The sequence below is a fragment of the Lacisediminihabitans profunda genome (assembly GCF_008040105.1).
GTDB lineage: Bacteria > Actinomycetota > Actinomycetes > Actinomycetales > Microbacteriaceae > Lacisediminihabitans > Lacisediminihabitans profunda.
Genome location: NZ_VRMG01000015.1, coordinates 101,135 through 126,404, shown reverse-complemented (window position 1 = coordinate 126,404; position 25,270 = coordinate 101,135). Strand labels below are relative to the sequence as shown.

Sequence of the window (25,270 nt, the reverse complement as noted above, 5' to 3'; positions counted from 1 at the left end):
GACGATCCTACGCCACCGGGTAGCATTTGGTAAAGCCTGCGAACTGAAAAGGTGATCATGACCGACGACGGCCACCAGCCCCGCCTCAACCCGCTCGCCGCCCACACCGACCAGTGCTTCCTGCGCGCGCTCGACGACTCGGGTGACCCGTTGTCTCGCGCCGAGATCGCCGCCGCGACCGGAATCTCCAAACCCGCCATCTCCGACGCGGCCGTGCGCCTCGAGCGAAGCGAACTCATCGTCGATGCCGGCGTGCGCGGCGGGAGACGCGGCGGAGTCGCCACTCTGTACCGGATCAACGGGAGCCGCGGTCACTCCCTCGCGCTCGGGCTGCAGCCGACCGGCGTCTCGGTGCGGGCCAGGGATCTCGCGGGCCACACGCTCTTCGACCGCGCGGAGGCCCTGCCGCCCTCCGCCACGACCGACGACGTCGTCGCGCTCGCCAATCGGCTCATCCGGGCGAGCGCGGATGCCGCGCGCACGGAGCTCATCTCCGCAGCGGTCTCCGTCGCCGTGCCGGTCGACAGCTCGACGGGCGATACCGTGCGGCTTCCCAACTCCCCGTTCCCGGCCGGCCAGTTCAACCCTCTGCGCGAACTCGCCCTCGCCCCCACAGGCCCGGCCATCGTCGACAACGACGTGAACTGGGCGACGATCGCCGAACGTCATCTGGGCTCGATGACCGCCTGTGAAGACTTCGTCTATGTCTATCTCGGGACGGGCATCGGCGCAGGGGTCTTCGCCTCCGGTGCCCTCGTGCGGGGCTCCCGCGGCCTCGCCGGCGAGATCGGCTACCTTCGAACCCCGACGGGCCGGGACCTCACCCAGACTCTCGCGCTGCTCGGCCTCGGCTCGGCGGATGCCTATGGCATCGATCTCGAGGCGGCGGTCGGGCTTCTCTCCCGCACTCCGCCGAGCGAGGCGGGTGAGCGCGCCATCGACGAGTTGGCGACCGCGATCGTCAACGCGACGATTCTGGTCAACCCCCGCGCGGTCGTGCTCGGGGGCCCGCTCACCGCCAGCGCGCGCCTGGTCGACGGCCTCGCGCGCCGCATCCCGGGCCTGGCGCTCGACCCGCCCGAGGTGATCGTGAGCACTCACGCCCCGCTCGAGGGGGCCGCCTTCGAGGCTCATCGGCTCGCCAGGGTGCGCTTCGGGTTCTAGGCGCCTCGCCCCAAAACCTGTCCGCCTTAAGGGGGACGCAACGTGTGGTCTGCCCCCGGACTGAGGGTTTCGGGCGGCAACGACACGCCCCCATTTCGAGGGTGTTCCTCTGGCCTGATGCCCGGAATTGGTTGTGACCGGGCGAGGGCGGGCCTAGCGTTGAGGGAGGTGCTGCTGAGGGGTACGCACCTTTCGGGGGTTCGGGGGAATCTGGAATGAAGCGCTTCGCACTACTCACGACACTCGTGACGGCCGTGCTCACACTCGTGCTGCCGTTCGTCGGCGGCGGCGGACCGGCGCTCGGCGCGGCCGCGTCCGCCACCGCCGCGGAGATCCGCGTGCCCGTCTTCGCTTCCCCTGTCGCTCGCGCGGCCAGGGCCACCGTTCAGATCTCGGTCCCCGGCATCGACGCCATCGTGAGCCGCGCCGCTCACACCGCCGACTACCTCAAGACGGACACCGAGCACCTCGGGCAGAAGCCCGTGCCCGTGCCCGTCGTCGTCGTCCCGCCGGCCCCGCCGGCCCCGCCGGCGTCGAGGACGGTGAGCGGGCATCGCGCGACCCCGTCCGCTGCCTCCGGCACCGCGGAGCGACGCGCCGCGGCGGTGGCAACCGGCTCCGGCTGCCCCGGGAGCGCGGGAGGCGGCGGAAGCGCGCCCGGCCGGACGTCCGGCGGAGGGGTCGCCGGCACGACCTCCGGCGACATCCAGTCCTTCTCCGCGGCCTACAACGCCATCCGGGCGGCGAACTGCCTGCCCTCCATCCCGGCCGGCAACTTCCGTTACGACAGCTGCATGGAACAACGGCTGTTCTGGATGGCGGAAGACCCGAGCACCGACCCGATGAGCGCCTGGGGCCACCTCGGCTCGGTGCGCAGCGACGGCGTGCCGAGCGTCGGCTGCGACGGCAATCTCGCCGGCGGAACCGGCAACACCGGCGCGACGGTCGCCCAGAAGTGGTGGGACTCGGCGCCGCACCGCCTGTCCCTCTACAAGCCGAGCTACGCCGGCGGAACCGGCGGCGTCTGCATCTACTTCGCGATGACCCACGGCGGAATCCCCAACGAGCCGCACAGCTTCACGCGGGCCGCGGCCCGCTGGGGTGGCTGCTAGATTCCTTGTGGCGCGGGCGCGGTCGCCCGGTCGGAAGGAAGACATGGCTGGCACGATTCGCTGGGGCATCCTCGGCACTGGGTTCATCGCCCACCTGCAGGCGGCCGATCTGGTGAACAATGGGTTCGCCGTGACCGCCGTCGGGTCCCGCAGCCAGGACTCCGCCGACGCCTTCGCGGCCGAGTTCGGCATTCCGGTGGCCCACGGGAGCTATGAGGCGCTCGTGGCCGACCCGAACGTGGACATCGTCTACGTCTCGACCCCGCATCCGTTCCACGCCGAGAACGCCCTCCTCGCCCTGCGCGCCGGCAAGCACGTGCTGATCGAGAAGGCGTTCACCCTCAACGCCGCGGAGGCCCGCGAGGTGGTTCGAGTGGGTGCCGACGCCGGCCTCGTCGTGCTCGAGGCGATGTGGACGAGATTCCTGCCGCACATGGCGCGGATCCGGGAGATCATCGCCGCCGGCACGCTCGGTGACGTGCGCACCCTCATCGCCGACCACAACCAGAGCCTGCCGACCGACCCCCGGCACCGCATCAACAACCCGGAGCTCGGTGGCGGGGCCCTGCTCGACCTCGGCATCTACCCGGTCTCGTTCGCCTTCGACCTGTTCGGTTCCCCGTCCACGGTCTTCGCGAACGCCGCGAAGACGCCAACGGGCGTCGACCGCCAGACCGCGATCGTCTTCGGCTACGCCGATGGCCAGCAGGCCGTGCTGCACTGCGCGCTCGACACCGCCGGCCCGAACCGGGCCGTGATCCTCGGCACGGAGGGGCGCATCGAGATCGATTCGGTCTGGTACTCGCCGACCACCTTCACCGTGCTCGACTCGGCCGGCACCGTGATCGAGCGATTCGAGACGACGGTGGAGCCTCGGGGGATGCAGTTCCAGGCTTGGGAGGCCGAGCGCCTCATCGGCGCCGGACTCACGAGCGGCGAGATCCTGCCGCCCGAGGAGAGCGTGCGCATCATGGAGACCCTCGATGAGATCCGGCGCCAGATCGGCGTGGTCTACCCGGGCGAATAGGGGCACAAGCGCCTCCGTTTAGAATGGAGGCGTGAGTGACCCCCAGGACCCACAGTCGCCTCCAGAGCAGCACCTGAGCCGGCGCGCCGCTCGTGAGGCTGCCGAGGCTGCCGACGCGGTCCGTGCGGATGCGGCCCTGCCCGGTGCGGTCCGGCCCGACACCCCGCCGTCCGTGGGGGACGAGCCGCCCGCGACGGAACTGATCTCGACCGAACCGGGCCTGGCGGATGACGCCACCCCGTTCCTCCCGGTGGCCGCGGCCACGGCCCACATTCCCGCGGCATTCGACAGCGCGCCGGGGTCCCACGCGACAGGCGGAGCCGGCCCGGATTCCGCCGGGACTTCTCCCGGCGCGCCCCGGCCGGGAGTGAAGGCAGCGGCCAGCGCGGCGCTCGGCGGGGTCTTCGCGAGCATTCGCACGCATCCGAACGCGTGGCTCTTCTCCGCTCTCGGACTGGCCTTCGTACTCCTCGGCACCGGAGCGCTCTTCGCCGGAGCGGCCGTCGGCTCGCCGACGCCCGCCGCGATGGTCGTGCCGACCAGGACGCCGACGCCGACCCCGACCGCCAGGCCGACCCCGAGCGCGATCGCCGACCCCACCCACCTGCGCACCTGTACGGTGGCCAAGGCGGCATCCGATCCCAACCTGCTCACCTTCCAGGGCAGCGTGATCAACGCGACGACCGGCGAGGTGCTCTTCGACCGGGCCGGGGCGACCCCGGCGCGCACCGCGAGCGTGATGAAGACCCTCACCACGGCGGCCGGGCTCGCCGTGCTCGGGCCGGCCTACCAGTTCTCCACCAAGGTCTACGAGGGAAGCACCCCGGGCAGTGTCGTGCTGGTGGGCGGCGGCGACCCCACCCTGAGCGCCCTCGGGCCGGCCGAGGAGAGTGTCTACAAGGGCGCGCCTAAGCTGAGCGACCTGGCGTACCAGGTGAAGGCCCAGTGGGCGGCCGACCCCAAGAACGCCGGGGTGGACATCACGAGCGTGATCCTCGACGCGAACATGTGGAACCCGGCAGATAACTGGGACCCCACCTGGGAGCGCAGCGAGCAGACCGAGGGTTACCAGCCCGAGATCACCGCGCTCATGGTGGACGGCGACCGTGCCGACCCGAAGGCCCAGGACAGCCCCCGCAGCAACGACCCGGTGGGCCGCGCCGGTGCGGCCTTCGTCTCGGCGCTCGGTCTGGCGGCGACCGCCACGGTCACGGCCGGCACGGCGACCGCCGGAACCAAGCTCCTCGGCGAGGTGAAGTCCCAGCCGCTCAAGACGCTCATCTCCTACCTGCTTCCCATCTCGGATAACACGCTCGCCGAGATGATCGCGCGGGTCACCTCCAAGATGAGTGGCGGCGACGGCTCGTCGGCCTCGCTCAAGACCGTGATCCCCGCCGCCCTCGTGGGCTACGGGTTGCAGCCCACCGGGCTGACCATCATCGACGGGTCGGGGGAGAGCAACTCCAACGCGGTTCCGGCCACCTTCGTCGCGCAACTCATGGCCAAGGTCGCCTCGGGCGAGCAGAACCTCAAGATCATCTACGACGCCCTGCCGATCGCCGGCAAGACGGGCACCCTGGCCAGCCGATTCACCGGAGCGAACGCGATCGCCCGCGGAGCGGTGAACGCCAAGACCGGCTGGATCAAGACCGAATATGCCCTGGCCGGAATAGTGCACGCCGCCGACGGAACCACCCTCAGCTTCGCCTTCTACGCCCTCGGCAAGATCAACAGCCGCACGCAGCCGGCCCTCGACACCATCACCACCGCCGTGTTCAGCTGCGGCAACAACCTTTCCAACAATTGACCGGGCCAGCCGTGATGACAGAAACCAGCGCGCGCCGATGAGCCGGGCGCTCTTCGTCATCGACGTGCAGAACGATTTCACCGAGGGCGGCGCTCTCGGTGTCGACGGTGGGGCGGCGGTCGCCGCGGGCATCACACGCTACCTTCGCGAACATCCGGGCCGCTACGACCAGGTGATCGCCTCCCGGGACTGGCACGACGCCGACAACGACAACGGCGGTCACTTCGCCACCGCGGAGGCCCCGGACTTCGTGTCCACCTGGCCGGTGCACTGCGTGGCCGGCACCCCCGGCGCCGAGTACCACCCGGACCTGGAAACCGGTCTCCTCACGGTGCAGGTGCGAAAGGGCCAGGGGCGTCCCGCCTACTCGATCTTCGAGGGCGTCACGGAAGACGGCCGCACGGTCGCCGAGCTGCTCACCGCCCTGGGCATCGACGACATCGACGTGGCCGGGATCGCCACCGACTACTGCGTGCGGGCCTCGGCCATCGACGCGCTCGCCACAGGACGACGCGTGGCCGTGCTCTCCGACCTGGTGGCCGGGGTGGCCCCGTCCTCGAGCGACGCGGCACTCAGGGAACTCGCCGCGGCCGGCGCCGAGGTTCACCCGGCCTGACGGGCACTCGGCGACCGGCGGGGATCAGTAGACTCGATTCCATGAGTGCTCTGTCAGAATCCGAGCTGTTGGCAAAGGTGCCCGATCAGCTTTTCATCGGCGGCGACTGGGTGGACTCCACCTCCGGCCGCGCCATCCAGGTGCATGATCCGGCCACCGGGGCGGTCATCAGGACCATCGCCGATGCCTCGGTCGCGGATGGGGCGCGGGCCATGGACGCCGCCGCCGCGGCGCAGGACTCCTGGGCGGCCACGGCACCTCGGGTGCGCGGGGAGATCCTGCGCGGGGCATTCGACCTGCTTCAGGAGCGAGCGGATGAGTTCGCCCTGCTGATGACCATCGAGATGGGCAAGCCGCTCGCTGAGGCGCGCGGCGAGGTCGCCTACGGCGGGGAATTCCTGCGCTGGTTCAGCGAGGAGGCGGTGCGCATCAGCGGTCGCTACGGCGTGAACCCCGAGGGCACCGGGCGCACGATCGTGACGCACCTGCCCGTGGGTCCGTCGTTCCTCATCACGCCCTGGAACTTTCCCCTCGCCATGGCCACCCGCAAGATCGCCCCGGCGCTCGCCGCCGGCTGCACCGCCGTCGTCAAGCCCGCCGAGCTGACGCCGCTCACCACGCTCTACTTCGCCAGGCTGCTCGAAGACTCCGGACTGCCCAAGGGCGTGCTCAACGTGATCACCACCTCGACCTCCGGGGAGGTGTCGGCGCCGATCATCGCCGACCCGCGCCTGCGCAAGCTCAGCTTCACCGGCTCCACGGGCGTCGGCGTGCGGCTGCTCAAGCAGGCCGCGGACAACGTGCTGCGCACCTCGATGGAGCTCGGCGGCAACGCGCCGTTCCTCGTCTTCGAAGACGCCGACATCGAGAAGGCGGTCGACGGCGCGATGATCGCCAAGTTCCGCAACATCGGCCAGGCCTGCACCGCCGCCAACCGATTCATCGTGCATGAATCCGTGGCCGAGGACTTCGCCGCCCGGGTCACCGCGCGCGTGAAACAACTGACGGTGGGTCGCGGCACCGAGGACGGCGTGGGCATCGGCCCGCTCATCAACGAAGCGGCCGTGGCCAAGGCCTCCGATCTCGTTCGGGACGCGGTGACGCGCGGCGCGACCCTGCTCACCGGCGGATCGGCCATCGACAGCGACGGCACTTTCTACGAACCCACCGTGATCTCCGGAGTCCTGGCGGGCAGCGACATCCTGCGCGAGGAGATCTTCGGGCCGGTGCTCGCCATCTCGACCTTCACCGACGAGGCGGATGCCGTCGCCAAGGCGAACGACACCGAGTACGGTCTGGTGAGCTACGTCTTCACGCGCGACCTCGCGCGCGGCCAGCGCCTCATCGAGAGCCTCAAGACCGGGATGATGGGGCTGAACACCGGCGTCGTCTCGAACGCGAGTGCCCCGTTCGGCGGGGTGAAGCAGTCCGGCCTCGGCCGCGAGGGCGGGGCCGAGGGCATCCACGAGTACCTGGAGACCAAGTACGTGCTCACCCCCAACCCCTTCGCCTGACGCCCACCCCGCCCTCGCCGGCTCCCGTCCCCGCCCGTCCCCGCCCGTCCCCTCCCGACCCGTTCGTTCCCGTTCCGAAATCCATGCATTTCTGCTCAACACGCCGTTCCGGGGCGATGTTGAGCGGCGCGTCGGCGCCGATTGCATGGATTTCGGAAGGTTCGGCGGATGCCGCGGCTACTTCTTTGCGGCGGCCGGCTTGCCCGTGGTGACGGCGATCGTCTCCGGGGCTCCGGCCGTGATGGCCACCTTGCGCGGCTTCATCCGCTGGCTCACCGGGATCATCACGCTGAGCACCCCATTGTGGTAACTCGCCGAAATGCTGTCTGCATCGATGCCGTCACCGAGGCTCAACTGGCGCACAAACGAGCCGCTCGGGCGTTCCTGGGTGAGCCACTCGGCGTTCTCGGCGGTGGAGAGCGTGCGAACCGCGCGAATCGTGAGCACCGAACCGTCCACATCGATGTCGATCGAGCCGGGATCGACCCCGGGCACGTCGGCGTTGAGCATGTAGTGGTCGCCCTCGCGATAGAGGTCCATCGGCACGAATCGTGGACCGCGTCGCCCTTCGGTCATCGTGCTCATGCGATCCAATTCGCGGAACGGGTCGAAGAACATAGCCATTTTTCTTTTCCTCTCTCTTCGCGGCGGCCGATCGGAGAGGGCCGTCGCCCTGATTCCGACGCTAGCCCCGGACCGAGCGCCCGGTAGGGCCTTTCGTCACGCGACACCGGGATGCGGGACTTTCGACCGTCGATTCGGGGCACTCCCCGGGTTGACTGGCCAGAGCGCCCGAGGCGGCGGCGAAGGGACGGAGAGCATGAAGGCCTGGACCAGCGACTCGACCACGCGATCGATCCGACTGGCGGAGCGCGAGCCGCCACTCCCCGCGCCGGGCGAGGTGCTGGTGCGGGTGACGGCGTGCGGGGTATGCCGCACCGACCTGCACGTCGTGGACGGCGACCTGCCGGTGCACCGGGTCGGCGTCGTCCCCGGCCACCAGGTGGTGGGCACGGTCGCGGGGCTCGGAGACGGCGTGATCGAACTCCGGCTCGGAGACCTCGTGGGCATCGCCTGGCTCCGTGGCACCTGCGGGGCGTGCGAGTGGTGCCGAACGGGCCGCGAGAACCTGTGCCCGCGTTCGACCTACACGGGCTGGGATGCGGATGGCGGCTTCGCCGAGTTCGCCACCGTGCCCGAGGCCTTCGCCTACCTTCTTCCCGGCGACAGCGACCCGATCGCGACCGCGCCGCTGCTCTGCGCCGGGATCATCGGCTTCCGCGCCCTCGCCAGGGCCCAGGTGCCGCCGGGCGGCAGGCTCGGCATCTACGGCTTCGGGTCCAGCGCCCACATCACCGCGCAGCTCGCGATGGCGGCCGGCGCGGAGGTGTACGCGATGACCCGCGGCGCGGCGAACCGTGAACTCGCGAGCAGCCTGGGCGTCGCGTTCGTCGGCGACGCGGAGGCCGTGCCTCCGCATCCGCTCGATGCCGCGATCGTGTTCGCCCCGGCCGGCGAACTGGTGCCGCTCGCGCTGAGGGCGACGGCCGCCGGGGGGACGGTGGTGGTCGCCGGCATCCACCTCACCAATATTCCGACGCTGGAATATGAGAGCACTCTCTTCCACGAGCGGGACCTGCGCAGCGTGACGGCCAATACCCGCGGCGACGGGGCGGCCTTCCTCCGGCTCGCTCACACGCTGCGGCTGCGACCCCGGACCACCCTGTACCCGTTCGAGCGGGCGGCGGAGGCGCTCGACGACCTGCGAAGCGGATCCGCCTCCGGTTCCCTCGTGCTGGAACTCTGACGGCGGCCGGCAGTCACCCCGAGGCCGGCTAGAACGGTCGAACCGAGATCTGGTTGTGCACGCTCGAGACGGTGGGCGAGGCCCATGCGGTGAATCCCGCCTGCCGCTTCTCCGCCCACGACCGGACTGTGCCGGTGAGGGTGACCTCGCTGCCCCGAACCTGCACGGTGATGCTGTCGGCGTCCACGATGGCGTTGCGGATGAGTGCGCGGCGGATCTTCTCTTCGGTGTCGTGCGCGGTCGGCCGGGGCGTCAGGGCGATGCGGTTGTCGACGAAGTACACCCCCGCGATCCGCTCCACGGCACGGTAGGCGGCGTCGCGTTCGTAATTCCAGTTGACGGTGCCGCGCAGGGTCACCACGTGGTTGCGCACCTCGGCCTGCACCGTCGCGTGGGGAACGTCCGCGGTGTAGAGCAGTGCATTGTTCACCGCCGTCCCCACCTCCGCGTCGGTGATCGCACCCGCGGTCGGCGCGCGGACCTCCAACTGGTCGACGACGGTCGACACCCCCCGCACTCGCAGTGCCGCCCGCGTGGCGGCAGCTCGCTCGCTCGGGTCGACCTCGCCGGAGAGGGTGACGATCCCGTCGTGCACCGAGACGCCGATGCCGGCCGGTTCGACGTCGGGGGTCCAGCTGAGTTCGTCGACAACGGCGGCCTGGACCTCGGCGTCGCTGTGTCCATTCGCGGAAGTAGTCATCTGCCCAGCCTCGGCCCGAGGGCTGCGGACCGTCAGGGCCGAAGGTCCCCGGCGGAGGGACTTTCGGCCCGTCGGTGGCGGGGGAGGGGGCAGACCATGAACCATGGACACGACACACAAGGATCAGGACTCCGCGCGAATCGTCGTCGGGGTCGACGGCTCCGATTCGTCGATCGACGCACTCCGGCGCGGGGCGAGGATGGCCGAGGCGCTCGGCGTGCGGCTCGAGGCCATCACGGTCTGGCAGTACCCGCTCGAATTCGGCGGCTACGTCACCTCGGAGTGGTCCCCGGAGTCCGACGCCCGTTCGGTGCTGGACGAGGCGGCCCAGCAGGTGTTCGGGGGGACTCCGCCCGACTGGTTCGTCCCCGTCGTGTGCGAGGGGGCGACGGCGCAGGTGCTCATCGACGCGAGCAAGGGCGCCGAGATGCTGATCGTGGGCAGCCGAGGCCACGGCGGCTTCGTCGGGCTGTTGCTGGGTTCGGTGAGTTCCCGGTGCGCGGAATACTCCCACTGTCCGGTGCTGGTCGTGCACAACGGCGACCGGGAGGTCGCTCCGGCGGCCGTGGCGGGGGCCGTCGCCTAGAATTGGAGCCTTCCCTGGAGGCCCCAAGATTCCCGTCATCGAGATCACCGACCTGGCCGATGCCCGCCTCGGCGACTACTCGCATCAGACCGATGTCGCCCTCAAGAAGGCGCGCGGCACGGAGCACGGGCTCTACATCGCCGAGTCGGCGCTCGTGCTCGAACGGGCCCTCGCTGCCGGGCATCGGCCGCGGTCCGTTCTCGCCCTCGGCGGTTCGGTGGACGAGGCGCTCGACCTGCTCGGCGACCGCGACGTGCCCGTCTTCTCCGGCCCGTCGGCGTTGCTCGAGGAGCTCACCGGCTACCTCCTGCATCGCGGCCTCATCGCCGCGATGCACCGGCCGGCGCTGCCCGCCCCGGAGTCCCTGCTCGCGACGGCCAACCGAGTGGTGATTCTGGAGAACGTGGCGGACCCCACCAACGTCGGGGCGATCTTCCGGTCGGTCGGCGCGATCGGCGCCGACGCCGTGTTCGTGACGCCGCGCTGCTCTGACCCGTTCTACCGCCGCGCGATCCGAGTGAGCATGGGCACCGTGCTGCAGGTGCCGTGGACGCGCGTCGGAGACTGGGCGTCGACGCGAGAACTGCTCTCGGCATCCGGTTTCCACATCGCCGCGCTGGCCCTGGGGCCGGGCGCAGTCGGCCTGCGCGACTTCGCCGCCACCGCGCCCGAGCGGGTCGCCTTCGTGCTCGGCGCGGAGGGCGACGGGCTCACCGCCGAGGCGCTCGCGGCCGCGGACACGATCGTGACGATCCCGATGGCGCACGGCATCGACTCGCTCAATGTCGCCGCCGCGAGTGCCGTGGCGATGTGGGCGCTCGCCGACTGAGCCGGTGGCCCGGCCCCGATGGCTAGACGAGCAGCTGGTGCTTGGCCAGGTCCTTGTAGAGGGGAGTCGACTTGACCAGCTCGGAGTGCGTGCCGACTCCCACCACGCGGCCGTGGTCGAGCACGACGATCTGATCGGAGTCCACCACGGTGGAGAGCCGGTGCGCGATCACGATGAGCGTGCGGTGTTCGGCGACGGCGTCGATGGCTTCCCGCAGCAGCTGCTCGTTGAGCCCGTCGAGGCTCGAGGTGGACTCGTCGAGCAGCAGGATGGGAGGAGCGGCGAGCAGGGTGCGCGCGATGGCGAGGCGCTGGCGTTCGCCGCCGGAGAGCATGATGCCGTCTTCGCCGACGGGGGCGTCTAGGCCGAGTTCGTTGCGCTCCAGCACCTCGGTGAGGTTCACGTCGTGCAAGACCCGGATGCACTCCGCGTCCGTGGCATCCGGCGCACCGAGGGTGAGGTTGTCACGCAGCGAGCCCGCGAGCACCGGGGCGTCCTGCTCCACGTAGCCGATCTGCGCGCGGAGGGCCTCGCGGTCGAGGCCGCGCACGTCGAGGCCGCCGATGCGCACCACGCCGGCCGCCGGGTCGTAGAAGCGCTCGATCAGGGCCAGGATCGTGCTCTTGCCCGCGCCGCTCGGGCCGACGAGGGCGGTGCGCTTGCCGCGCGGCGCCTCGAAGCTGATGCTGTGGAGCACGGTGAGATCCTTGCGGGCCGGGGGCTCGTCAGGGTCGTCGGCCCCGTCGGTCCGGGCCGGCCTCGCCGCCTCCGGATAGGTGAAGTGCACGCCGTCGAAGCTGATCGCGGCATCCGTCTCAAGTGGGGCGGCCGGCTCGATCGCCGCGTCGAACTGGTCCTCGCTCGGCAGGGAGATGATCTCCTGGATGCGGCCGAGGGCCCCGAGGGCCTGGTTGACCGAGTTGATCGCCCCGAAGGCCTGGCCGAGCGGCATGATCATCATGAACAGGAACAGGATGAACGCCACGAGGCTCGAGATGGTGATCGCGCCGCTCGCCACCCGGAACCCGCCGACGCCGAGCACGACGAGGAACGACACCTGCAGCGCGATCCCCGCGATGGGCACGACGAGCGCCGAGATCTTCGCGACGCTGATGCCCATGCGCCAGGCGCCCTCCGCGTCCTTCTCGATCGCCGCGATCTCCCGCTCGGTGGCGTTGGAGGCGCGAACGGTGCGCACCGCGCTGATGGCGCGCTCCACGGAGGCGGCGAGGTCGCCGACCTTCTCCTGCTGCTTGCGGCTCGCGACGCGCACCCGGCCGCTGAGGGAGACGACGGTGATCACGGAGGCGGCGATCACGAGCACGGTGAGGCCGAGCAGCACCGGGTCGATGACGAGCATCGCGATGAGGGCTCCCACGAAGACGAGCGCGCCGCCGACGGCATCCACGAGACCCTGGGTGATCACGGCGTACAGGAGGGTCGTGTCCGAGCCGACGCGGGAGACGAGGTCTCCCGTGCGGCGGGTATCGAATTCGCTGATCGGGAGGCGGAGCATTCGACGCACGAGCTGGCGCCGAGCGGAGAGCACGACGCTGGTGCCCGTGCGCTGGAGGAGGTAGTGCTGGAAGCCGCTGAGGAGGCCGGAGAGCACGACGAGGCCCACCAGAAGCCAGACCAGGGTGCCGAGATTCTGCCCCTTCTGCACGACCGAGATCACCTGGCTCACGAGCAGCGGCTGGGCGAGCGAGGCCGCCGCGCTCAGCAGGCTCAGGCCGATCACGACGCCGAGGATGCGCTTGTGCTCGAGCAGGTAGGGGAGCAGCTCGCTGAAGCGGGCGCGCGGACCGTCGTCCTTCTTCCCTCGGCCGAAGGGGGATCGTCGGGTCTGCGTCGTTGAGCTCATGATTCCTTAGTCTTTCGTGGCGCGCAGCCGGATCGGTACTCCGAGCGGTGTAAATTCGCCCTGGCGACGCCCTGCCAGCCCATGCCGAGAGAGCGGGCCCTGAGCACGAGCGTAGCTTCGTGACGATCCAGTTCGATGCGCATTTCGCTCACGGCATGAAGCGCCTTGAGCGGATTCTCGTCCCCGGCTTCCGAGCCGAGGGGGCGGAGGAGGTCTGACGCCCGTCAACCGTAGGGAGGGTCCAGCAGGGGCCGGGCCACGGGTGGCGGTGACGGCGGCAGTGGCTAGGGTGGAGAACGATGTCTCCTCCAGTGATCACAGCGAAGTCGCTCACGAAGAAGTACAAGGAATTTGCCGCCGTCGACGGCATCTCCTTCGAGGTCGCGCCCGGCGAATCGTTCGGACTGCTCGGACCGAACGGCGCCGGCAAGTCGACGACGATGCGCATGGTGGGCGCGGTGTCCACGCGCACGAGCGGCGACCTGTCGATCCTCGGGCTCGACCCGAACGAACACGGCCCAGAGGTGCGCTCGCAGCTCGGCGTCGTGCCGCAGCAGGACAACCTCGACATGGAGCTGAGGGTGCGTGACAACCTCATCGTCTACGGCCGCTACTTCGGCCTGAGCCACGCGCAGTGCGGCAGGAAGGCGGATGAGCTGCTCGAGTTCGCGCAGCTGACGGACCGTGCGAAGGCGAAGGTCGACGACCTCTCCGGCGGCATGAAGCGACGCCTCACCATCGCGCGCTCGCTGATGAACGATCCGCGCATCCTGCTGCTCGACGAACCCACGACGGGACTCGACCCGCAGGCGCGGCACATTCTCTGGGATCGGCTGTTCCGGCTCAAGGAGCAGGGCACCACCCTCGTGCTCACCACGCACTACATGGACGAGGCCGAGCAACTCTGCGACCGGCTCGTGGTGGTGGACAAGGGCCGGATCATGGCGGAGGGGGCCCCGGCCGACCTGATCAAGCAGTACTCCACCCGGGAGGTCGTGGAGGTGCGCTTCGGCTCCGACCGCAACGCCGACGTGGCCCGCCGTCTCGCCGGGGTCGGCGAACGGCTCGAGGTGCTGCCCGACCGCATCCTCATCTACAGCGAGGACGGCGACGCGGAACTCGCGCTCATCGCTGAGATGGGGCTCGAGCCGATCACGAGTCTCGTGCGCCGCTCGAGCCTCGAGGATGTGTTCCTCCGCCTCACCGGACGGAGCCTGATCGAATGACCGCGGTCACCGAGCCCTTCGCGGCGGAGGCGGCCGGTCGCGCGCTCGCCGGGGGAGTCAAGCCGCGCCGGTACGGCTCCTGGTATGTTGCCGAGCACCGCATCCGGGGAATGCGTTCGTACCTCAAGACGCTGCTCGTGACGAGCGTCGGCAATCCGCTGGTCTACCTCTTCGCCCTGGGCGTCGGCCTCGCCAGCCTGATCGACAAGAACCTCGGGCCGAACGGCTTCAACGGCGTGAGCTATCTGGCGTTCGTCGCGCCGGCCCTGCTCGCGACCGCGGCCGTGACTGTCGCGGCAGAGGAGTGCACCTATCCGATCATGATGGGGTTCAAGTGGAACCCCATCTTCTTCGGCATGAACGCGGCCCCGATCACGGGCAACCAGATCGTGAACGGGGTGTTCATCTCGGTGCTGGTTCGCATCATCCCCACCTGCGTGATCTATTTCCTCGTGATGCTGCTCTTCGGCGCCGTGCCGTCCCCGTGGGGCGCCCTCACCATCCTGGTGGCGACCTTCACCGGGCTGTCCGTCGGCCTCGTGATCGCCGCGTATACGTCGCGGATCGTAGACGACAAGGGCCAGATGGCCATGATCATGCGCTTCGGCATAACGCCGATGTTCCTCTTCTCCGGCACCTTCTTCCCGCTCAGCCAGATGCCGATCTTCCTGCAGTGGATCGGCTGGATCTCCCCGCTCTGGCACGGGACGCAACTCGGCCGCGTGCTGAGCTACGGGGCCGTCGAGCCGGCCTGGCTCAGCGCGCTGCACGTGCTTTACCCGGCCGCCCTCTGCGTCTGGGGCTGGACCACGACCCAGCGGGTCGTCACGAGGAGGCTCAACAAGTGACCTCCACGCGCGCCCTCGCCCCGACCCGTCCGCTCGCCAAGCCGCGCTCCGGCGGCATCGGCGCGCTCTACGCGGGCAACGCGCGCTCGGTGGTGGCCCGCGGGCTGCTCGCCACCAGGAGCACCAACTACCTCATCGTGCTCAGCGGGTTCTTCGAGCCGGTGTTCTACCTGCTCTCGATGGGACTGGGGCTCGGCGCCCTCGTGGGGAACGTCGCCACGAGCACCGGCCAGCAGGTGCCGTACGCGGCGTTCATCGCCCCGGCCCTGCTCGCCGTCTCCGCGATGAACGGCGCGATCTACGACTCCACCTGGAACGTCTTCTTCAAGATGCAGTACGCCAAGCTCTACGAGGGGATGCTCACCACCTCGCTCGGCCCGTTGGACGTCGCGCTCGGCGAGATCCTGCTCGCTCTGCTGCGTGGCGCCCTCTACGCCGGTGGCTTCATGATCGTGATGCAGGTGCTCGGGCTCAACCTCGCCTGGACGGCGTTCCTCGCCCTGCCGGCCGTTCTCCTCATCGCGTTCGGGTTCGCGAGCCTGGGCATGGCGATCACCAGCTACCTGAAGACCTTCCAGCAGATGGACTGGATCACCTTCGTCATGCTGCCGATGTTCCTCTTCTCGGCGACCTTCTACCCGCTGAGCGTCTACCCGACGGCGATCCAGTGGGTGATCCAGGCGCTGCCGCTCTGGCACGGAGTGGAGCTCGTGCGCGGTCTCACCACCGGCGCCCTCAGCGTGGCCATGCTTTGGCACGTGCTGTATTACGTCGTGATGATCGCCATCGGGCTGGTCTTCACCACCCGGCGGTTGCGCGCGCTGTTCCTCGACTGAACGGCCGCCGCAGACACCGTCTCACGTGGTGGGCGACGCGACCGGTTAGCGCACGCTCCTGATCGGCAGGATCGCGAGCCCGCCGACGGTGGCCGTGATGGCCGCCGAGATGAAGAGCGCCTGAAACCCGCCGAGCGACGCGACGATGAACGCCCCGAGAAGCGGGGCGACGGCCTGCGGCACCGCCGTCGCGATGTTCATGATGCCGAGGTCCTTCCCCCGGGTGTGCGAGTCCGGCAGCACCTGCGTGGCGAGAGCCTGGTCGACCGCCATGAAGCATCCGTAGCCGAGGCCCAGGAGGCCGGCGGCCACCATCGCCACCGGCAGCGCAGGCACCAGGGCGAGCAGCATCGCGGCGAAGGCCTGGAGGTAGGCGGCGATGTAGACGAAGATCTTGCGCTGGCCGATCCGGTCGCTGAGCTTGCCGAACCCGAGCGCCGAGGCGGTGAAGAACACCAGGTAGATCAGGGTGAGGACGAGCAGGTCGACCTGCGCGGTGTCGCGGCGGCCGAGCCCGAACATGAGGAAGTAGAGCAAGAGGGTGGTGCCGAGTGCATTGCCGAGGTTCACCAGGATGCGGCTGAGCAGCGTCCAGCCGAAGTCGGGGAATCGCACGGGGCTGATCCAGAAGCCCTTCACCAGGCTCGCCATCGTGAACGGGGCGCGGAGAATCCGCGGCAGCACCTCGTCCGGCACGAACAGCACGAAGGGGATGACGAGCAGGATCAGCACCGCGGCGACGACCGCGTAGCCGACCAGCAGGCTGAGGCTCAGCGCCAGCACGAGGGCGAGGCCGAGCACCGTGCCGATGGCCTGGGGCGCGGAGACCCAGCCGGAGACGAACCCGCGCTGGTTGACCGGCACCTGGTCGGAGATGGTCGCGGTGATCGCGGCCGTCACCATGCAGAAGCCGACGAGGGACAGCGACCAGAAGACGCCGACGCCGATGAGGGTCGACTGCAGTCCGAGGATCAGAAGCGAGACCGCGAACACGACGGTGCCGGCGATGATCCACGGCCTCCGACGCCCCAGCTGGGATGTCGTTCGGTCGGAGAGGGCACCGGTGAGCGGGTAGGTGATGAGGGCGCACGCCCCGGCGATGCCCGAGATGATGCCGAAGGCCAGCACGCTCTGCATCCAGCCGGTCTTGCCGAGAAGGTCGCTGATCTGCTGGGGAAGCAGAAGCTGGATGGGGGTGAGCTGCGCCATCCAGATGCCGAGCCAGGCCGTGGCGAAGAGGGCGATCCAGCGGCCGGGCACCAGCCGCTCCGGCTCGGCGAAGGGCGTGAAGGCGGCGGGAAGGGTGGTCGGTGCGGTCACGCAACTGCTCCTAGGCTCTGTTGGCGATGCGCGCGGACGGAGTCGTGGCTGGTCGCGCAGAAGCCCCCGAAGACCGCCCGCCGAAGCCCCATCGGGTAAAGCGGGTGCCGCCAGAGTATCGGTGCGCGGCACCGGGCGGAAGCTCCCGTTTAGGGGGACGCCGTTTTCGCGCCGCAGCCGCGGTGGCGGGTCTGGCCCGCCGCTCGTTCAGGGAGCATGCGACTGTGGCGGCGGGAGTAGATGTCTCGCGGCGGGAGTTGATCGGCCGCGGACCCGGCATCCGGTCTCGGTCGCTTCGCGTCCGGCGGGAGGAATCGCGTCGCGGCGGGGGATGCCGCCCATCGCGGCGGGAAAACCGCGTCGCGGAGGGAGGCGTGTCCCCCGCCACGAGGCTGTTTCCCCGCCGCCGGAAACGGGAGGTCGCCGCCGCACACTAACGGGTACCCCGCCGTGCCCAACGCGCCTGACCGCGCGGGAGCTCAGGGCGCGTTGTCGGCGGCGCGCCAGGCCACAAAGAGGGCCGTGGCATCCGACACGAAGGTGCCGCCGGCCACCGGCTTGCCGCAGTCGTAGATCTGCAGCTTCTTCGAGGTGGAATCGGTGAAGTGCAGGGTGATGCTGGTGGCCAGACCGCCGGTGCAATCGTCGTTGAGCGACTCGTCGAAGTTGCGCACATCGATCGAGTAGTGCCGCACGAGCGCGCGGAACTCGTCGATCCGTTTCTTGTCGGAGACGACGTGAACGGTGTCGGAGAAGTTCGGCACCGCCTGGTACTGGCTGAACTCGATCCTCTCGATCGGCGCGAGGGAGACCGGCCGGGAGAAGAGCTGCACGGCAAAGAACACCGCGAGCCCCACCGCGATGACGGCGGAGATCCAGACGATTGTGCGGGGCGGGTCGCCGAGCTTAAAGGATCGTGCCGACAAAGGTCGCGCGCCCGATGCTCTCGATAGCGCTGGGGTTCACGAAGACGAAGTACACGAAGCCCACCGCTGCGGCGATCGCGATCACGAGGGCCACGGCGATCGCGAGCTTGAATTGATTGATCACGAAACCACTCTACCGAGCGATCAGCCTCTCAGGTCGCGGATGAGGGCGGCCGTCGCGAGGGCGGCCTCCGCGGCCTCGGCCCCCTTGTCTTCCTTCGACCCCTCGAGGCCGGCCCGGTCGAGACCCTGCTGCTCGTCGTCGAGGGTGAGCACGCCGAAGCCGACGGGCTTGCCGGTGAGCACGGTCACCTGGGTGAGGCCGCTCGTGGCGGCGTCGGACACGTACTCGAAGTGCGGTGTTCCGCCCCGGATGATCACGCCGAGCGCGACCACGGCATCCGCTCCGTTGTCGAGTGCCGCCTTGCTCACCACCGGCAGCTCGAAGCTGCCGGGCACCCGTACCTCGGTCACCTCGGCCCCGGAGGCCGCGAGCACCCGTCTGGCTCCCGCGAGCAGGCCGTCGGTGATCACCTCGTGCCACCGGCCGGCCACGATGGTGACCTTGAGCCCGGTGCCGTCAGTGCTGATCTCTGGTGCTCCGTCGCCGCTCATGCGATGTGTCCTTTCGGGGTTTCGAGCAGACGCTTGTGGGCTCGCGCCGCGCCCTCGAGTTCGGTGTTGTTGGGGAGGATGTGGCCCATGCGGTCGCGCTTGGCCTCGAGATAGCTCTCGTTGAAGCTGCCGACGCCGACGACCAGCGGCACCTGCTCGGTCACGGTGATGCCGCGCTCGCGCAACTGGCGCAGCTTCTCTGGGTTGTTGGTGATCGCGCGTACCTCGGAGACGCCGAGGTCCTCGAGAATGGCGACCGCGGCGCTGTAGTCCCGGCCGTCCGCCGGGAAGCCGAGGGCGATGTTGGCGTCGAGGGTGTCGAGGCCCTCCTCCTGCAGGCGGTAGGCCTTGAGCTTGTTGATGAGCCCGATGCCGCGGCCCTCGTGCCCCCGCATGTAGATGACCACTCCGCCCTCCGACTGGATCTGCTCGAGCGCCGAGTCGAGCTGGGGCCCGCACTCGCACTTGAGCGAACCGAACACCTCGCCGGTGAGGCACTCGGAGTGCACCCGGAGTAGCGCCCCGTTCGTCGGGTTCCCGGAGATGATCGCGAGGTGGTCGGCCCCGGTCATGCGGTCGCGATACGCGCGGAAGCGGAACTCGCCGTGCGTCGTCGGGACGGTGGTCTCCACCTCGAAGATCACCCGGGACGTCTCGGGGATGGGCACCGCCGTCGGCACCTTCGTGTCGCAGTGGGTCTCCTGGAGGTGGGCGATGAGCGCCTCGATGGTGACGACCAGAACCCCCTCGCGCTCGCCGAGCTGGATGAGCCCCGGCAGGCGCATCATCTCGCCGTCGTCGGCCACGATCTCGGAGATCGCCGCCACGGGCATCAGCCCCGCGAGTTTGAGGAGGTCAACGGAGGCCTCGGTGTGGCCGTCGCGCTCGCGCACGCCCCCGTCGACCGCGCGCAGCGGGAGGATGTGGCCGGGCCGGTGCAGGCTCGCCGGGGTGGAGTCGAGGCTGGCGAGAACGCGCAGGGTGTGGGCGCGGTCGGCGGCGCTGATCCCGGTGCTCAGGCGGTCCGCGGCATCCACCGACACCGTGTAGTTGGTGCCGCGCGGGTCCTCGTTGTTCACCACCATCATCGGCAGCTCGAGGCGGTCGGCGATCTCGTTGGTCATCGGGGCGCAGATGAAGCCGGACGAGACGCGTACCATCCAGGCGATCCACTCCTGGCTGGCGAGCTCCGCCGCGATCACGACGTCTCCCTCGTTCTCGCGGCTCTCGTTGTCCACGACGATGACCGGGCGGCCGGCGCGCAGCGCGTCGAGGGCCTGGGGGATTGTGGCGAGGCTCATGACCCGCTCCTTCTGTTGGTGACGCTGTTGGTGACGTCGAGCATTCGCTCGACCTGGCGCGCGAGGATGTCGGTTTCGATGTTGACGGAGTCGCCGACGGACGTGAGTCCGAGGGTCGTCGCCGTGAGAGTCTCCGGGATCAGTGAGACCTCGAACCAGGCGTCACCGACGTCGCTCACCGTGAGCGAGACGCCGTCCACGGCGATCGAGCCCTTGCGTGCGACGAGAGCGGCCAGCTCGGGGTGAAGGCTGAAGCGCAGCACCCGCCAGGCGCTGCCCTCGGTGATGCTGAGCAGCTCGCTGGTGCCGTCGATGTGCCCCTGCACGATGTGGCCGCCGAGCCGGTCGCCCAGTCGGGCCGCGCGCTCGAGGTTGACGCGGGCGCCGGGGGCCACGGTCGCGAGGGTGCTCATGGCAATCGTCTCCGACATCACGTCGGCGGTGAACCAGTCGTCGCCCTTGTCGACCACGGTGAGGCAGACGCCGCTCACCGAGATGGAGTCACCGTGGGCCGCGTCGGATACCGCGAGCGGCCCGCGCACGGTGAGGCGCGCCGCATCCCCGGTTCGGGTCCAGTCGACGACCTCGCCGAGCTCTTCGATGATTCCAGTGAACATGGTCACTTCTTCTTTCCGGTGGGGGGATGTGCTGCGCTCACGGGGCGGGCGACGACGAGCAGGTCGTCGCCGAGCCGCTCGACCGAGTCGATGCGGAGGCGTCGGGCCTCGCCGATCCTGTGCACACCGATGTCGCCGGTCGCGAGCCCGTCCCCGCCGAGCAGCACGGGGGCGAGGTAGACGAGGTACTCGTCAACGAGACCGGACGCGATGAATGCACTCGCGAGGGTGGGGCCGCCCTCGACGAAGGCATGGCGGATGCCGCGGTCGAAGAGGTCGCCGAGGATGCCGGGCAGGTCGCGGCTGGCGGTCACGATCGCGGGTTGCGGATGGTGGAGCACCCTGGCGCCGGCGGGAATCGCCGTCTGCCCCACCACGACCGGGATGGGCTGGTGGGGCATGAGCTCTCCGGCATCGCCGCGGGCGGTGAGCGACGGGTCGTCGGCGAGAACCGTGCCGGTGCCAACCAGGATCGCATCCGAGCGCTCGCGCTGCTCGTGTACCCGCTGGCGGGCCGCGGTGCCGGTGATCCACTGGCTGGTGCCGTCGTCGGCGGCGGATCGGCCATCGAGACTGGAGGCCCACTTCAGCGTGACGAATGGACGGCGCAGGCGCTCGGCGGTGAGCCAGACGCGCATCGCCTCCTCGACCTCGTCGACGAGGATGCCGGCCTCCACCGTGACGCCGGCCTGGCGCAGCCGCTCGGCGCCTCCACCGGAGTGCTGGCCGGGGTCGGACACGGCGTAGACCACCCGGCCGATCCCTGCCGCGATGAGTGCCTCGCTGCAGGGTCCCGTGTGCCCGAAGTGGTTGCAGGGCTCGAGGGTGACCACGGCGGTCGCGCCGCGCGACTGCTCGGGGGAGAGCTTGGAGAGCGCGTCGACCTCCGCGTGCGGGGTACCGGCGCCGCGGTGCCACCCCTCGGCGATCAGCTCGCCCAGCGAGCCATCGGCCGCGGCGGCGTAGATCGCGCAGCCGACCCGCGGGTTCACGCCGAAGGCCGGTCCGTGCGCGGACAGCGAGACGGCGTGGCGCATGGCCTGCTCGATCGCTGCCTCGGTCATCCGGTCCTCTGTCCCTGCCACTGGTGTGGCGTCGAGACGGGCCCCGGGATTTGTGGTCGACACATCGACCCGCACCGGTCCGCCCAAAGACGGCTCGAACCCGTGCGCGCGCTTCCTTCCATCCGGACTGAGAGATCTCGCGATCTCATTACCGTCGGTCTCGGAATTTCACCGAATCAACCGCTGCCTCCCGCCTGTTTTGACACAGACCGGAAACCGCGGGTCGCGGACTATCACCGCCGGTTCGGACTTTCACCGACCCCGGAGCACGTTCTTACTCTTACGAGTGTAGTCAACGCCTCTGGGCGCACGGTATTCCCGCCGGGCGCGCTACGGAATGTGTCGGCCCAGGCGGCCGGTCAGGCCATGTCGGCGAGCTGGGCCGCGGTGACCTCGTCGATCACCAGGTCGGTGATCACGCCGGTGGCCACGGCCCCGCGGATGGCCGGCAGCTTGGCCTGGCCGGAGACCACGCCGATTCGCCGCGGCGTGGCCCTGAGCGAGTCGAGTCCCGGTCCGCTCGAACGGGCGTTGAGGGGGATGTCGTCGAAGCTCCCGTCGCCGCGGAAGAACACGGTGGCGATGTCGCCGACGACCCCGGAGCGGGAGAGCGCGTCGTAGTCCGCCCGATCGAGGTACCCGCCCGCGTAGACATGGCTCGGCACGTCCGCGTTCGGCGAGCCGATGCCGAAGAGCGCGATGTCCATCCGTTTCTGCACGGCGAGCACGCGGGCGGTGCTGCGCTCGCGCCAGAGCGCCTCCTTGGTTGCCGGGTCGTCGAAGAAGGCCGGCACGGGAAACTGCTGCACCATCGCCCCGAAGGCAGCGCCGAACCGGCCGATGATCTCGCTCGCGTAGACCAGTCCCGTGGTGTGGGCGTTGCCCGCGCCGTTGAGCTGAACGACCTGCACGTTTCTCACGGGCTTGCGTGTGAGGTGCCGGCTGACGGAGGCGATCGTCGATCCCCAGGCCACCCCGAGGGTCATGGTGGAGTCGACGAAGTCGGTGAGAATTCGTGCAGCCGAGAGGGCCACCCGCTCGAGCCGATCCACCTCAGTCGCCGCGTCGCTCGTCGGCACGATGTGGGCGGTGAGCCCGAACCGATCGTGCAGCTGGTTCTGCAGCTGGGACACCTGGTCGAGTGGGGAGTGGATGCGGATCTCCACGAGCCCGGATTCCCGGGCGAAACTGATCAGCCGCGACACCGACGAGCGCGAGATGCGCAGCTCGCTGGCGATGGCCTCCATCGTGAGGTCCTGGATGTAGTAGAGGTGGGCGGCGCGGAGGGCGTCCGCCACCCGGTCGGTGGTCCTCGCGGGCAGGGACCCGGAATCCTGCGTCATCTGCACATCCGTTCATTTGGCTTGAACAGTCTTGCACGCCGCTGCACGATAGGTGAAGACCGAAGCGTCCCACTGCAGAAAGCGAAGAAGCCATGAGTGACAACCTCACCAACGCCAGCCGCCCGGCCCGACGCGATGTCGCCGCGCTCGCCGCGCATCCCCGGTCGCAGGTTCTGGTGATCGGCGGAGGCATCAACGGGGTCGCCACGTTCAGGGAGCTCGCCCTGCAGGGCGTGGATGTCACCCTGATCGAACGCGGGGACTACATCTCCGGGGCGTCCGCCGCGTCGTCGCACATGATCCACGGCGGCATTCGCTACCTCGAGAACGGCGAGTTCCGGCTCGTGCGTGAGGGCGTGCAGGAGCGCAACCGGCTGCTGAAGACCGCGGCGCACTACGTGAAGCCGTTGCGCACCACCATCCCGATCTTCTCCATGTTCTCGGGCATCGCGTCCGCCCCGCTGCGCTTCCTCACTCACCGACAGGGCACGCCCAAGGAGCGCGGCGCGCTCCTGATCAAGGTGGGGCTCGTGCTCTACGACGCCTTCTCTCGTGACGGCGGCAGCGTGCCCCGCCACCAGTTCCTCGGCCGGACGAAGTCGCTCGCCGCACTGCCCGGACTCAACAAGAGCCTCAAGTACACCGCCACCTACTACGACGCCGCGATGGTCAACCCCGAGCGGCTCGGCCTCGACGTGGTGCTCGACGGCAACGCGGTGGGGGACAACGCCCGCAGCGCCAACTACCTGGAAGCGGTGGGGACCGTCGACGGCGGGGTGCTCGTGCGCGATCGGGTGAGCGGCGAGGAGTTCGTGCTGTCGGCGGATGTCGTCGTCAACACCTCCGGGCCGTGGACCGACCTCACCAACGAGGCCCTCGGGCAACCGACCCGGTTCATGGGCAGCACCAAGGGCTCGCACATTGTGCTCGACAACCCGCAACTGTTCGACGCGACGCAGGGCCGCGAGCTCTTCTTCGAGAACGAGGACGGGCGCATCGTGCTCATCTACCCGATCAAGGGCCGGGTGCTCGTCGGCACCACCGACACGGATGCGGACCCCCGCGACCCTATGTTCACGACCGAGGACGACGTCGACTACTTCTTCAGGCTCGTCTCGCACGTGTTCCCGGACATCGCCGTCGACCGCTCGCAGATCGTCTTCAGCTTTGCGGGCATCCGTCCGCTTCCTCGCCACGACGACGAGACCCCCGGCTTCGTCTCGAGGGACTACCGCATCGAGAAGTCGACGCTCGGCGGCTCCGCGCTGCTGAGTCTCGTCGGCGGCAAGTGGACGACCTTCCGCGCCCTCGGCGAACACCTGACCAACGAGGTGCTCGAGATCCTCGGCCACCGACGCTCGGCGTCGACGGTCTCGCTCGCGATCGGCGGCGGCAAGGGATTCCCGACCACGGATGCCGACCGCGACGCGTGGGTCGCAGACAACTCCGCGGGCCTCCCGCGCCAGCGCGTTCTGCAGCTGCTCGAGCGCTACGGCACGCGGGCCGCCGCGGTCATCGATGCCATCTCGCGCTCGGACGACCGCGCCCTCGACAGCACCCCGCTGTACTCGACCGCCGAGATCGACTACCTGGTCGACCACGAGTCCGTCGTGCACCTCGACGACGTGCTGCTGCGACGCACCGACATCGCGTTCCTCGGCACGGTCACGGCGCAGATTGTGGACGAACTCGCGGCCATCGTCGGCGCCCGGCTCGGCTGGGACGCGGACGAGCGACTCGCCGAGGCGGCCCACGTTCGGCGCACCCTGTCTACGCTTCACGGGATCGAGCTCGCCCCGAATCCCTCGCTCGTCAACTAGGACGGCTCGCCCGGTGGCGGCCTGGGGTGCCTCCGTCCCGCGCATTGCAGGAGTTGTGAACGGGGCACGAGGTCGAGTACTCAACCCGCTGGCCCCGACGGGCACGGACTTCATGCCGTCGACATCCCCGCGCCCCGTTTCACAACTCCTGCAATTCGTGACCCTGCCGCTCTCTGCTCTCGTGATTCCGGGTGCGGTGGCTGCTGGCGCACCCGCCCTGCAGGAGTTGTGAACGGGAGACTGGTACCCGCGCACCGGGCGCACAGGCACGAGCTCCCTCCACAGATTTCGCGTCTACGCGTTTTCGGTGTGCCGTCCCGACAAGAAT

Annotated in this window: 24 protein-coding genes and 1 riboswitch; of the genes, 13 read left to right on the top strand and 11 right to left on the bottom strand. The window is 69.5% G+C overall.

All coding sequences use genetic code 11. The annotated features are described in order from the left end of the window. Positions 1-57 precede the first annotated feature (57 nt). The 6 genes from FVP33_RS17755 to FVP33_RS17730 all read left to right on the top strand — a co-directional run bounded on the left by FVP33_RS17755 (position 58) and on the right by FVP33_RS17730 (position 7,240). Positions 58-1,164, top strand: a complete 1,107-nt coding sequence (locus FVP33_RS17755) for an ROK family transcriptional regulator (protein WP_147785030.1) — start codon at positions 58-60, stop codon at positions 1,162-1,164. A 215-nt stretch (positions 1,165-1,379) separates the two neighbouring features. Then, entirely contained in the window at positions 1,380-2,276 is an 897-nt protein-coding gene (locus tag FVP33_RS17750; protein WP_147785029.1) for a hypothetical protein, read from the top strand. Positions 2,277-2,319: 43 nt separating this feature from the next. Further along, a complete protein-coding gene (locus FVP33_RS17745; RefSeq protein ID WP_147785028.1) occupies positions 2,320-3,303 on the top strand; it encodes a Gfo/Idh/MocA family protein in 984 nt (327 codons plus the stop codon). 31 nt (positions 3,304-3,334) lie between these two features. Further along, positions 3,335-5,110, top strand: a complete 1,776-nt coding sequence (locus FVP33_RS17740; protein WP_147785027.1) for a D-alanyl-D-alanine carboxypeptidase/D-alanyl-D-alanine-endopeptidase — start codon at positions 3,335-3,337, stop codon at positions 5,108-5,110. Between the two features lie 37 nt (positions 5,111-5,147). Then, entirely contained in the window at positions 5,148-5,726 is a 579-nt protein-coding gene (locus FVP33_RS17735) for an isochorismatase family protein (protein ID WP_147785026.1), read from the top strand. A gap of 41 nt (positions 5,727-5,767) precedes the next feature. Beyond that, positions 5,768-7,240, top strand: a complete 1,473-nt coding sequence (locus FVP33_RS17730; protein WP_147785025.1) for an NAD-dependent succinate-semialdehyde dehydrogenase — start codon at positions 5,768-5,770, stop codon at positions 7,238-7,240. Between the two features lie 177 nt (positions 7,241-7,417). On the opposite strand, the gene FVP33_RS17725 is transcribed toward FVP33_RS17730, so the two are convergent. Continuing rightward, complete coding sequence (locus tag FVP33_RS17725; protein WP_147785024.1) at positions 7,418-7,864, bottom strand: Hsp20/alpha crystallin family protein; 447 nt, start codon at positions 7,862-7,864, stop codon at positions 7,418-7,420. A 196-nt stretch (positions 7,865-8,060) separates the two neighbouring features. Between FVP33_RS17725 and FVP33_RS17720 the strand changes: the two genes are divergently transcribed. Then, positions 8,061-9,047, top strand: a complete 987-nt coding sequence (locus FVP33_RS17720) for a zinc-dependent alcohol dehydrogenase family protein (RefSeq protein WP_147785023.1) — start codon at positions 8,061-8,063, stop codon at positions 9,045-9,047. Positions 9,048-9,075: 28 nt separating this feature from the next. On the opposite strand, the gene FVP33_RS17715 is transcribed toward FVP33_RS17720, so the two are convergent. Next, positions 9,076-9,747 carry a BON domain-containing protein gene (locus tag FVP33_RS17715; RefSeq protein WP_147785022.1) on the bottom strand — a complete coding sequence of 224 codons (672 nt, stop codon included), beginning with the start codon at positions 9,745-9,747 and terminating at the stop codon, positions 9,076-9,078. A gap of 103 nt (positions 9,748-9,850) precedes the next feature. On the opposite strand from FVP33_RS17715, the gene FVP33_RS17710 reads away from it, so the two are divergent. After that, positions 9,851-10,333, top strand: a complete 483-nt coding sequence (locus FVP33_RS17710) for a universal stress protein (RefSeq protein ID WP_147785021.1) — start codon at positions 9,851-9,853, stop codon at positions 10,331-10,333. 28 nt (positions 10,334-10,361) lie between these two features. Next, positions 10,362-11,162, top strand: a complete 801-nt coding sequence (locus tag FVP33_RS17705) for a TrmH family RNA methyltransferase (RefSeq protein WP_147785020.1) — start codon at positions 10,362-10,364, stop codon at positions 11,160-11,162. Positions 11,163-11,184: 22 nt separating this feature from the next. Here FVP33_RS17705 and FVP33_RS17700 read toward each other — a convergent pair whose 3' ends face one another. Then, complete coding sequence (locus FVP33_RS17700; RefSeq protein ID WP_147785019.1) at positions 11,185-13,026, bottom strand: ABC transporter ATP-binding protein; 1,842 nt, start codon at positions 13,024-13,026, stop codon at positions 11,185-11,187. Positions 13,027-13,325: 299 nt separating this feature from the next. On the opposite strand from FVP33_RS17700, the gene FVP33_RS17695 reads away from it, so the two are divergent. Genes FVP33_RS17695 through FVP33_RS17685 form a run of 3 tightly spaced genes read left to right on the top strand, consistent with a single transcriptional unit; the run spans position 13,326 to position 15,936 of the window. Further along, positions 13,326-14,252: an ABC transporter ATP-binding protein gene (locus tag FVP33_RS17695; protein ID WP_147785018.1), complete on the top strand. Its 927-nt coding sequence runs from the start codon at positions 13,326-13,328 to the stop codon at positions 14,250-14,252. Further along, the gene (locus FVP33_RS17690) at positions 14,249-15,100 is read left to right on the top strand and encodes an ABC transporter permease (protein WP_147785017.1); all 852 of its coding nucleotides are present in this window, start codon (positions 14,249-14,251) and stop codon (positions 15,098-15,100) included. Before FVP33_RS17695 ends, FVP33_RS17690 begins: the two co-directional genes overlap by 4 nt. Then, entirely contained in the window at positions 15,097-15,936 is an 840-nt protein-coding gene (locus FVP33_RS17685; protein ID WP_147785016.1) for an ABC transporter permease, read from the top strand. The genes FVP33_RS17690 and FVP33_RS17685 overlap by 4 nt, the downstream gene beginning before the upstream one ends. Positions 15,937-15,981: 45 nt before the next feature. On the opposite strand, the gene FVP33_RS17680 is transcribed toward FVP33_RS17685, so the two are convergent. The 8 genes from FVP33_RS17680 to FVP33_RS17650 form a co-directional block, all read right to left on the bottom strand. Then, complete coding sequence (locus FVP33_RS17680) at positions 15,982-17,256, bottom strand: MFS transporter (RefSeq protein WP_246142406.1); 1,275 nt, start codon at positions 17,254-17,256, stop codon at positions 15,982-15,984. 479 nt (positions 17,257-17,735) lie between these two features. Continuing rightward, positions 17,736-18,182, bottom strand: coding sequence for a hypothetical protein (locus FVP33_RS17675; RefSeq protein WP_147785015.1), 447 nt, complete (start codon positions 18,180-18,182; stop codon positions 17,736-17,738). After that, positions 18,163-18,306, bottom strand: coding sequence for a hypothetical protein (locus tag FVP33_RS19610; protein WP_187270792.1), 144 nt, complete (start codon positions 18,304-18,306; stop codon positions 18,163-18,165). The genes FVP33_RS17675 and FVP33_RS19610 overlap by 20 nt, the downstream gene beginning before the upstream one ends. A gap of 20 nt (positions 18,307-18,326) precedes the next feature. After that, positions 18,327-18,797: a 6,7-dimethyl-8-ribityllumazine synthase gene (ribH, locus tag FVP33_RS17670; protein ID WP_147785014.1), complete on the bottom strand. Its 471-nt coding sequence runs from the start codon at positions 18,795-18,797 to the stop codon at positions 18,327-18,329. Beyond that, the gene (gene ribA / locus FVP33_RS17665) at positions 18,794-20,098 is read right to left on the bottom strand and encodes a GTP cyclohydrolase II (RefSeq protein ID WP_147785013.1); all 1,305 of its coding nucleotides are present in this window, start codon (positions 20,096-20,098) and stop codon (positions 18,794-18,796) included. Before ribA ends, ribH begins: the two co-directional genes overlap by 4 nt. Further along, positions 20,095-20,715 carry a riboflavin synthase gene (locus FVP33_RS17660; RefSeq protein WP_147785012.1) on the bottom strand — a complete coding sequence of 207 codons (621 nt, stop codon included), beginning with the start codon at positions 20,713-20,715 and terminating at the stop codon, positions 20,095-20,097. Before FVP33_RS17660 ends, ribA begins: the two co-directional genes overlap by 4 nt. Positions 20,716-20,717: 2 nt before the next feature. Beyond that, positions 20,718-21,779: a bifunctional diaminohydroxyphosphoribosylaminopyrimidine deaminase/5-amino-6-(5-phosphoribosylamino)uracil reductase RibD gene (gene ribD / locus FVP33_RS17655; protein WP_246142405.1), complete on the bottom strand. Its 1,062-nt coding sequence runs from the start codon at positions 21,777-21,779 to the stop codon at positions 20,718-20,720. A 105-nt stretch (positions 21,780-21,884) separates the two neighbouring features. Continuing rightward, a riboswitch (FMN riboswitch) is annotated at positions 21,885-22,052 on the bottom strand. A gap of 86 nt (positions 22,053-22,138) precedes the next feature. Beyond that, a complete protein-coding gene (locus FVP33_RS17650; protein ID WP_147785011.1) occupies positions 22,139-23,122 on the bottom strand; it encodes a sugar-binding transcriptional regulator in 984 nt (327 codons plus the stop codon). Positions 23,123-23,214: 92 nt separating this feature from the next. Here FVP33_RS17650 and FVP33_RS17645 point away from each other — a divergent pair, with 92 nt between their 5' ends. After that, positions 23,215-24,942, top strand: a complete 1,728-nt coding sequence (locus tag FVP33_RS17645) for a glycerol-3-phosphate dehydrogenase/oxidase (RefSeq protein WP_147785010.1) — start codon at positions 23,215-23,217, stop codon at positions 24,940-24,942. Positions 24,943-25,270 lie beyond the last annotated feature (328 nt).

Bases quoted from the DNA above. Each gene is read 5' to 3' on its own strand.
- FVP33_RS17750 (WP_147785029.1), top strand. From the start codon at position 1,380: ATGAAGCGCTTCGCACTACTCACGACACTCGTGACGGCCGTGCTCACA.
- FVP33_RS17720 (WP_147785023.1), top strand. From the start codon at position 8,061: ATGAAGGCCTGGACCAGCGACTCGACCACGCGATCGATCCGACTGGCG.
- FVP33_RS17710 (WP_147785021.1), top strand. From the start codon at position 9,851: ATGGACACGACACACAAGGATCAGGACTCCGCGCGAATCGTCGTCGGG.
- FVP33_RS17650 (WP_147785011.1), bottom strand. From the start codon at position 23,122: ATGACGCAGGATTCCGGGTCCCTGCCCGCGAGGACCACCGACCGGGTG.
- FVP33_RS17690 (WP_147785017.1), top strand. From the start codon at position 14,249: ATGACCGCGGTCACCGAGCCCTTCGCGGCGGAGGCGGCCGGTCGCGCG.
- FVP33_RS17660 (WP_147785012.1), bottom strand. From the start codon at position 20,715: ATGTTCACTGGAATCATCGAAGAGCTCGGCGAGGTCGTCGACTGGACC.
- FVP33_RS17715 (WP_147785022.1), bottom strand. From the start codon at position 9,747: ATGACTACTTCCGCGAATGGACACAGCGACGCCGAGGTCCAGGCCGCC.
- FVP33_RS17725 (WP_147785024.1), bottom strand. From the start codon at position 7,864: ATGGCTATGTTCTTCGACCCGTTCCGCGAATTGGATCGCATGAGCACG.
- ribD (WP_246142405.1), bottom strand. From the start codon at position 21,779: ATGACCGAGGCAGCGATCGAGCAGGCCATGCGCCACGCCGTCTCGCTG.
- FVP33_RS17700 (WP_147785019.1), bottom strand. From the start codon at position 13,026: ATGAGCTCAACGACGCAGACCCGACGATCCCCCTTCGGCCGAGGGAAG.
- FVP33_RS17755 (WP_147785030.1), top strand. From the start codon at position 58: ATGACCGACGACGGCCACCAGCCCCGCCTCAACCCGCTCGCCGCCCAC.
- FVP33_RS17730 (WP_147785025.1), top strand. From the start codon at position 5,768: ATGAGTGCTCTGTCAGAATCCGAGCTGTTGGCAAAGGTGCCCGATCAG.
- FVP33_RS17695 (WP_147785018.1), top strand. From the start codon at position 13,326: ATGTCTCCTCCAGTGATCACAGCGAAGTCGCTCACGAAGAAGTACAAG.
- FVP33_RS17745 (WP_147785028.1), top strand. From the start codon at position 2,320: ATGGCTGGCACGATTCGCTGGGGCATCCTCGGCACTGGGTTCATCGCC.
- FVP33_RS17735 (WP_147785026.1), top strand. From the start codon at position 5,148: ATGAGCCGGGCGCTCTTCGTCATCGACGTGCAGAACGATTTCACCGAG.
- ribH (WP_147785014.1), bottom strand. From the start codon at position 18,797: ATGAGCGGCGACGGAGCACCAGAGATCAGCACTGACGGCACCGGGCTC.
- FVP33_RS17645 (WP_147785010.1), top strand. From the start codon at position 23,215: ATGAGTGACAACCTCACCAACGCCAGCCGCCCGGCCCGACGCGATGTC.
- ribA (WP_147785013.1), bottom strand. From the start codon at position 20,098: ATGAGCCTCGCCACAATCCCCCAGGCCCTCGACGCGCTGCGCGCCGGC.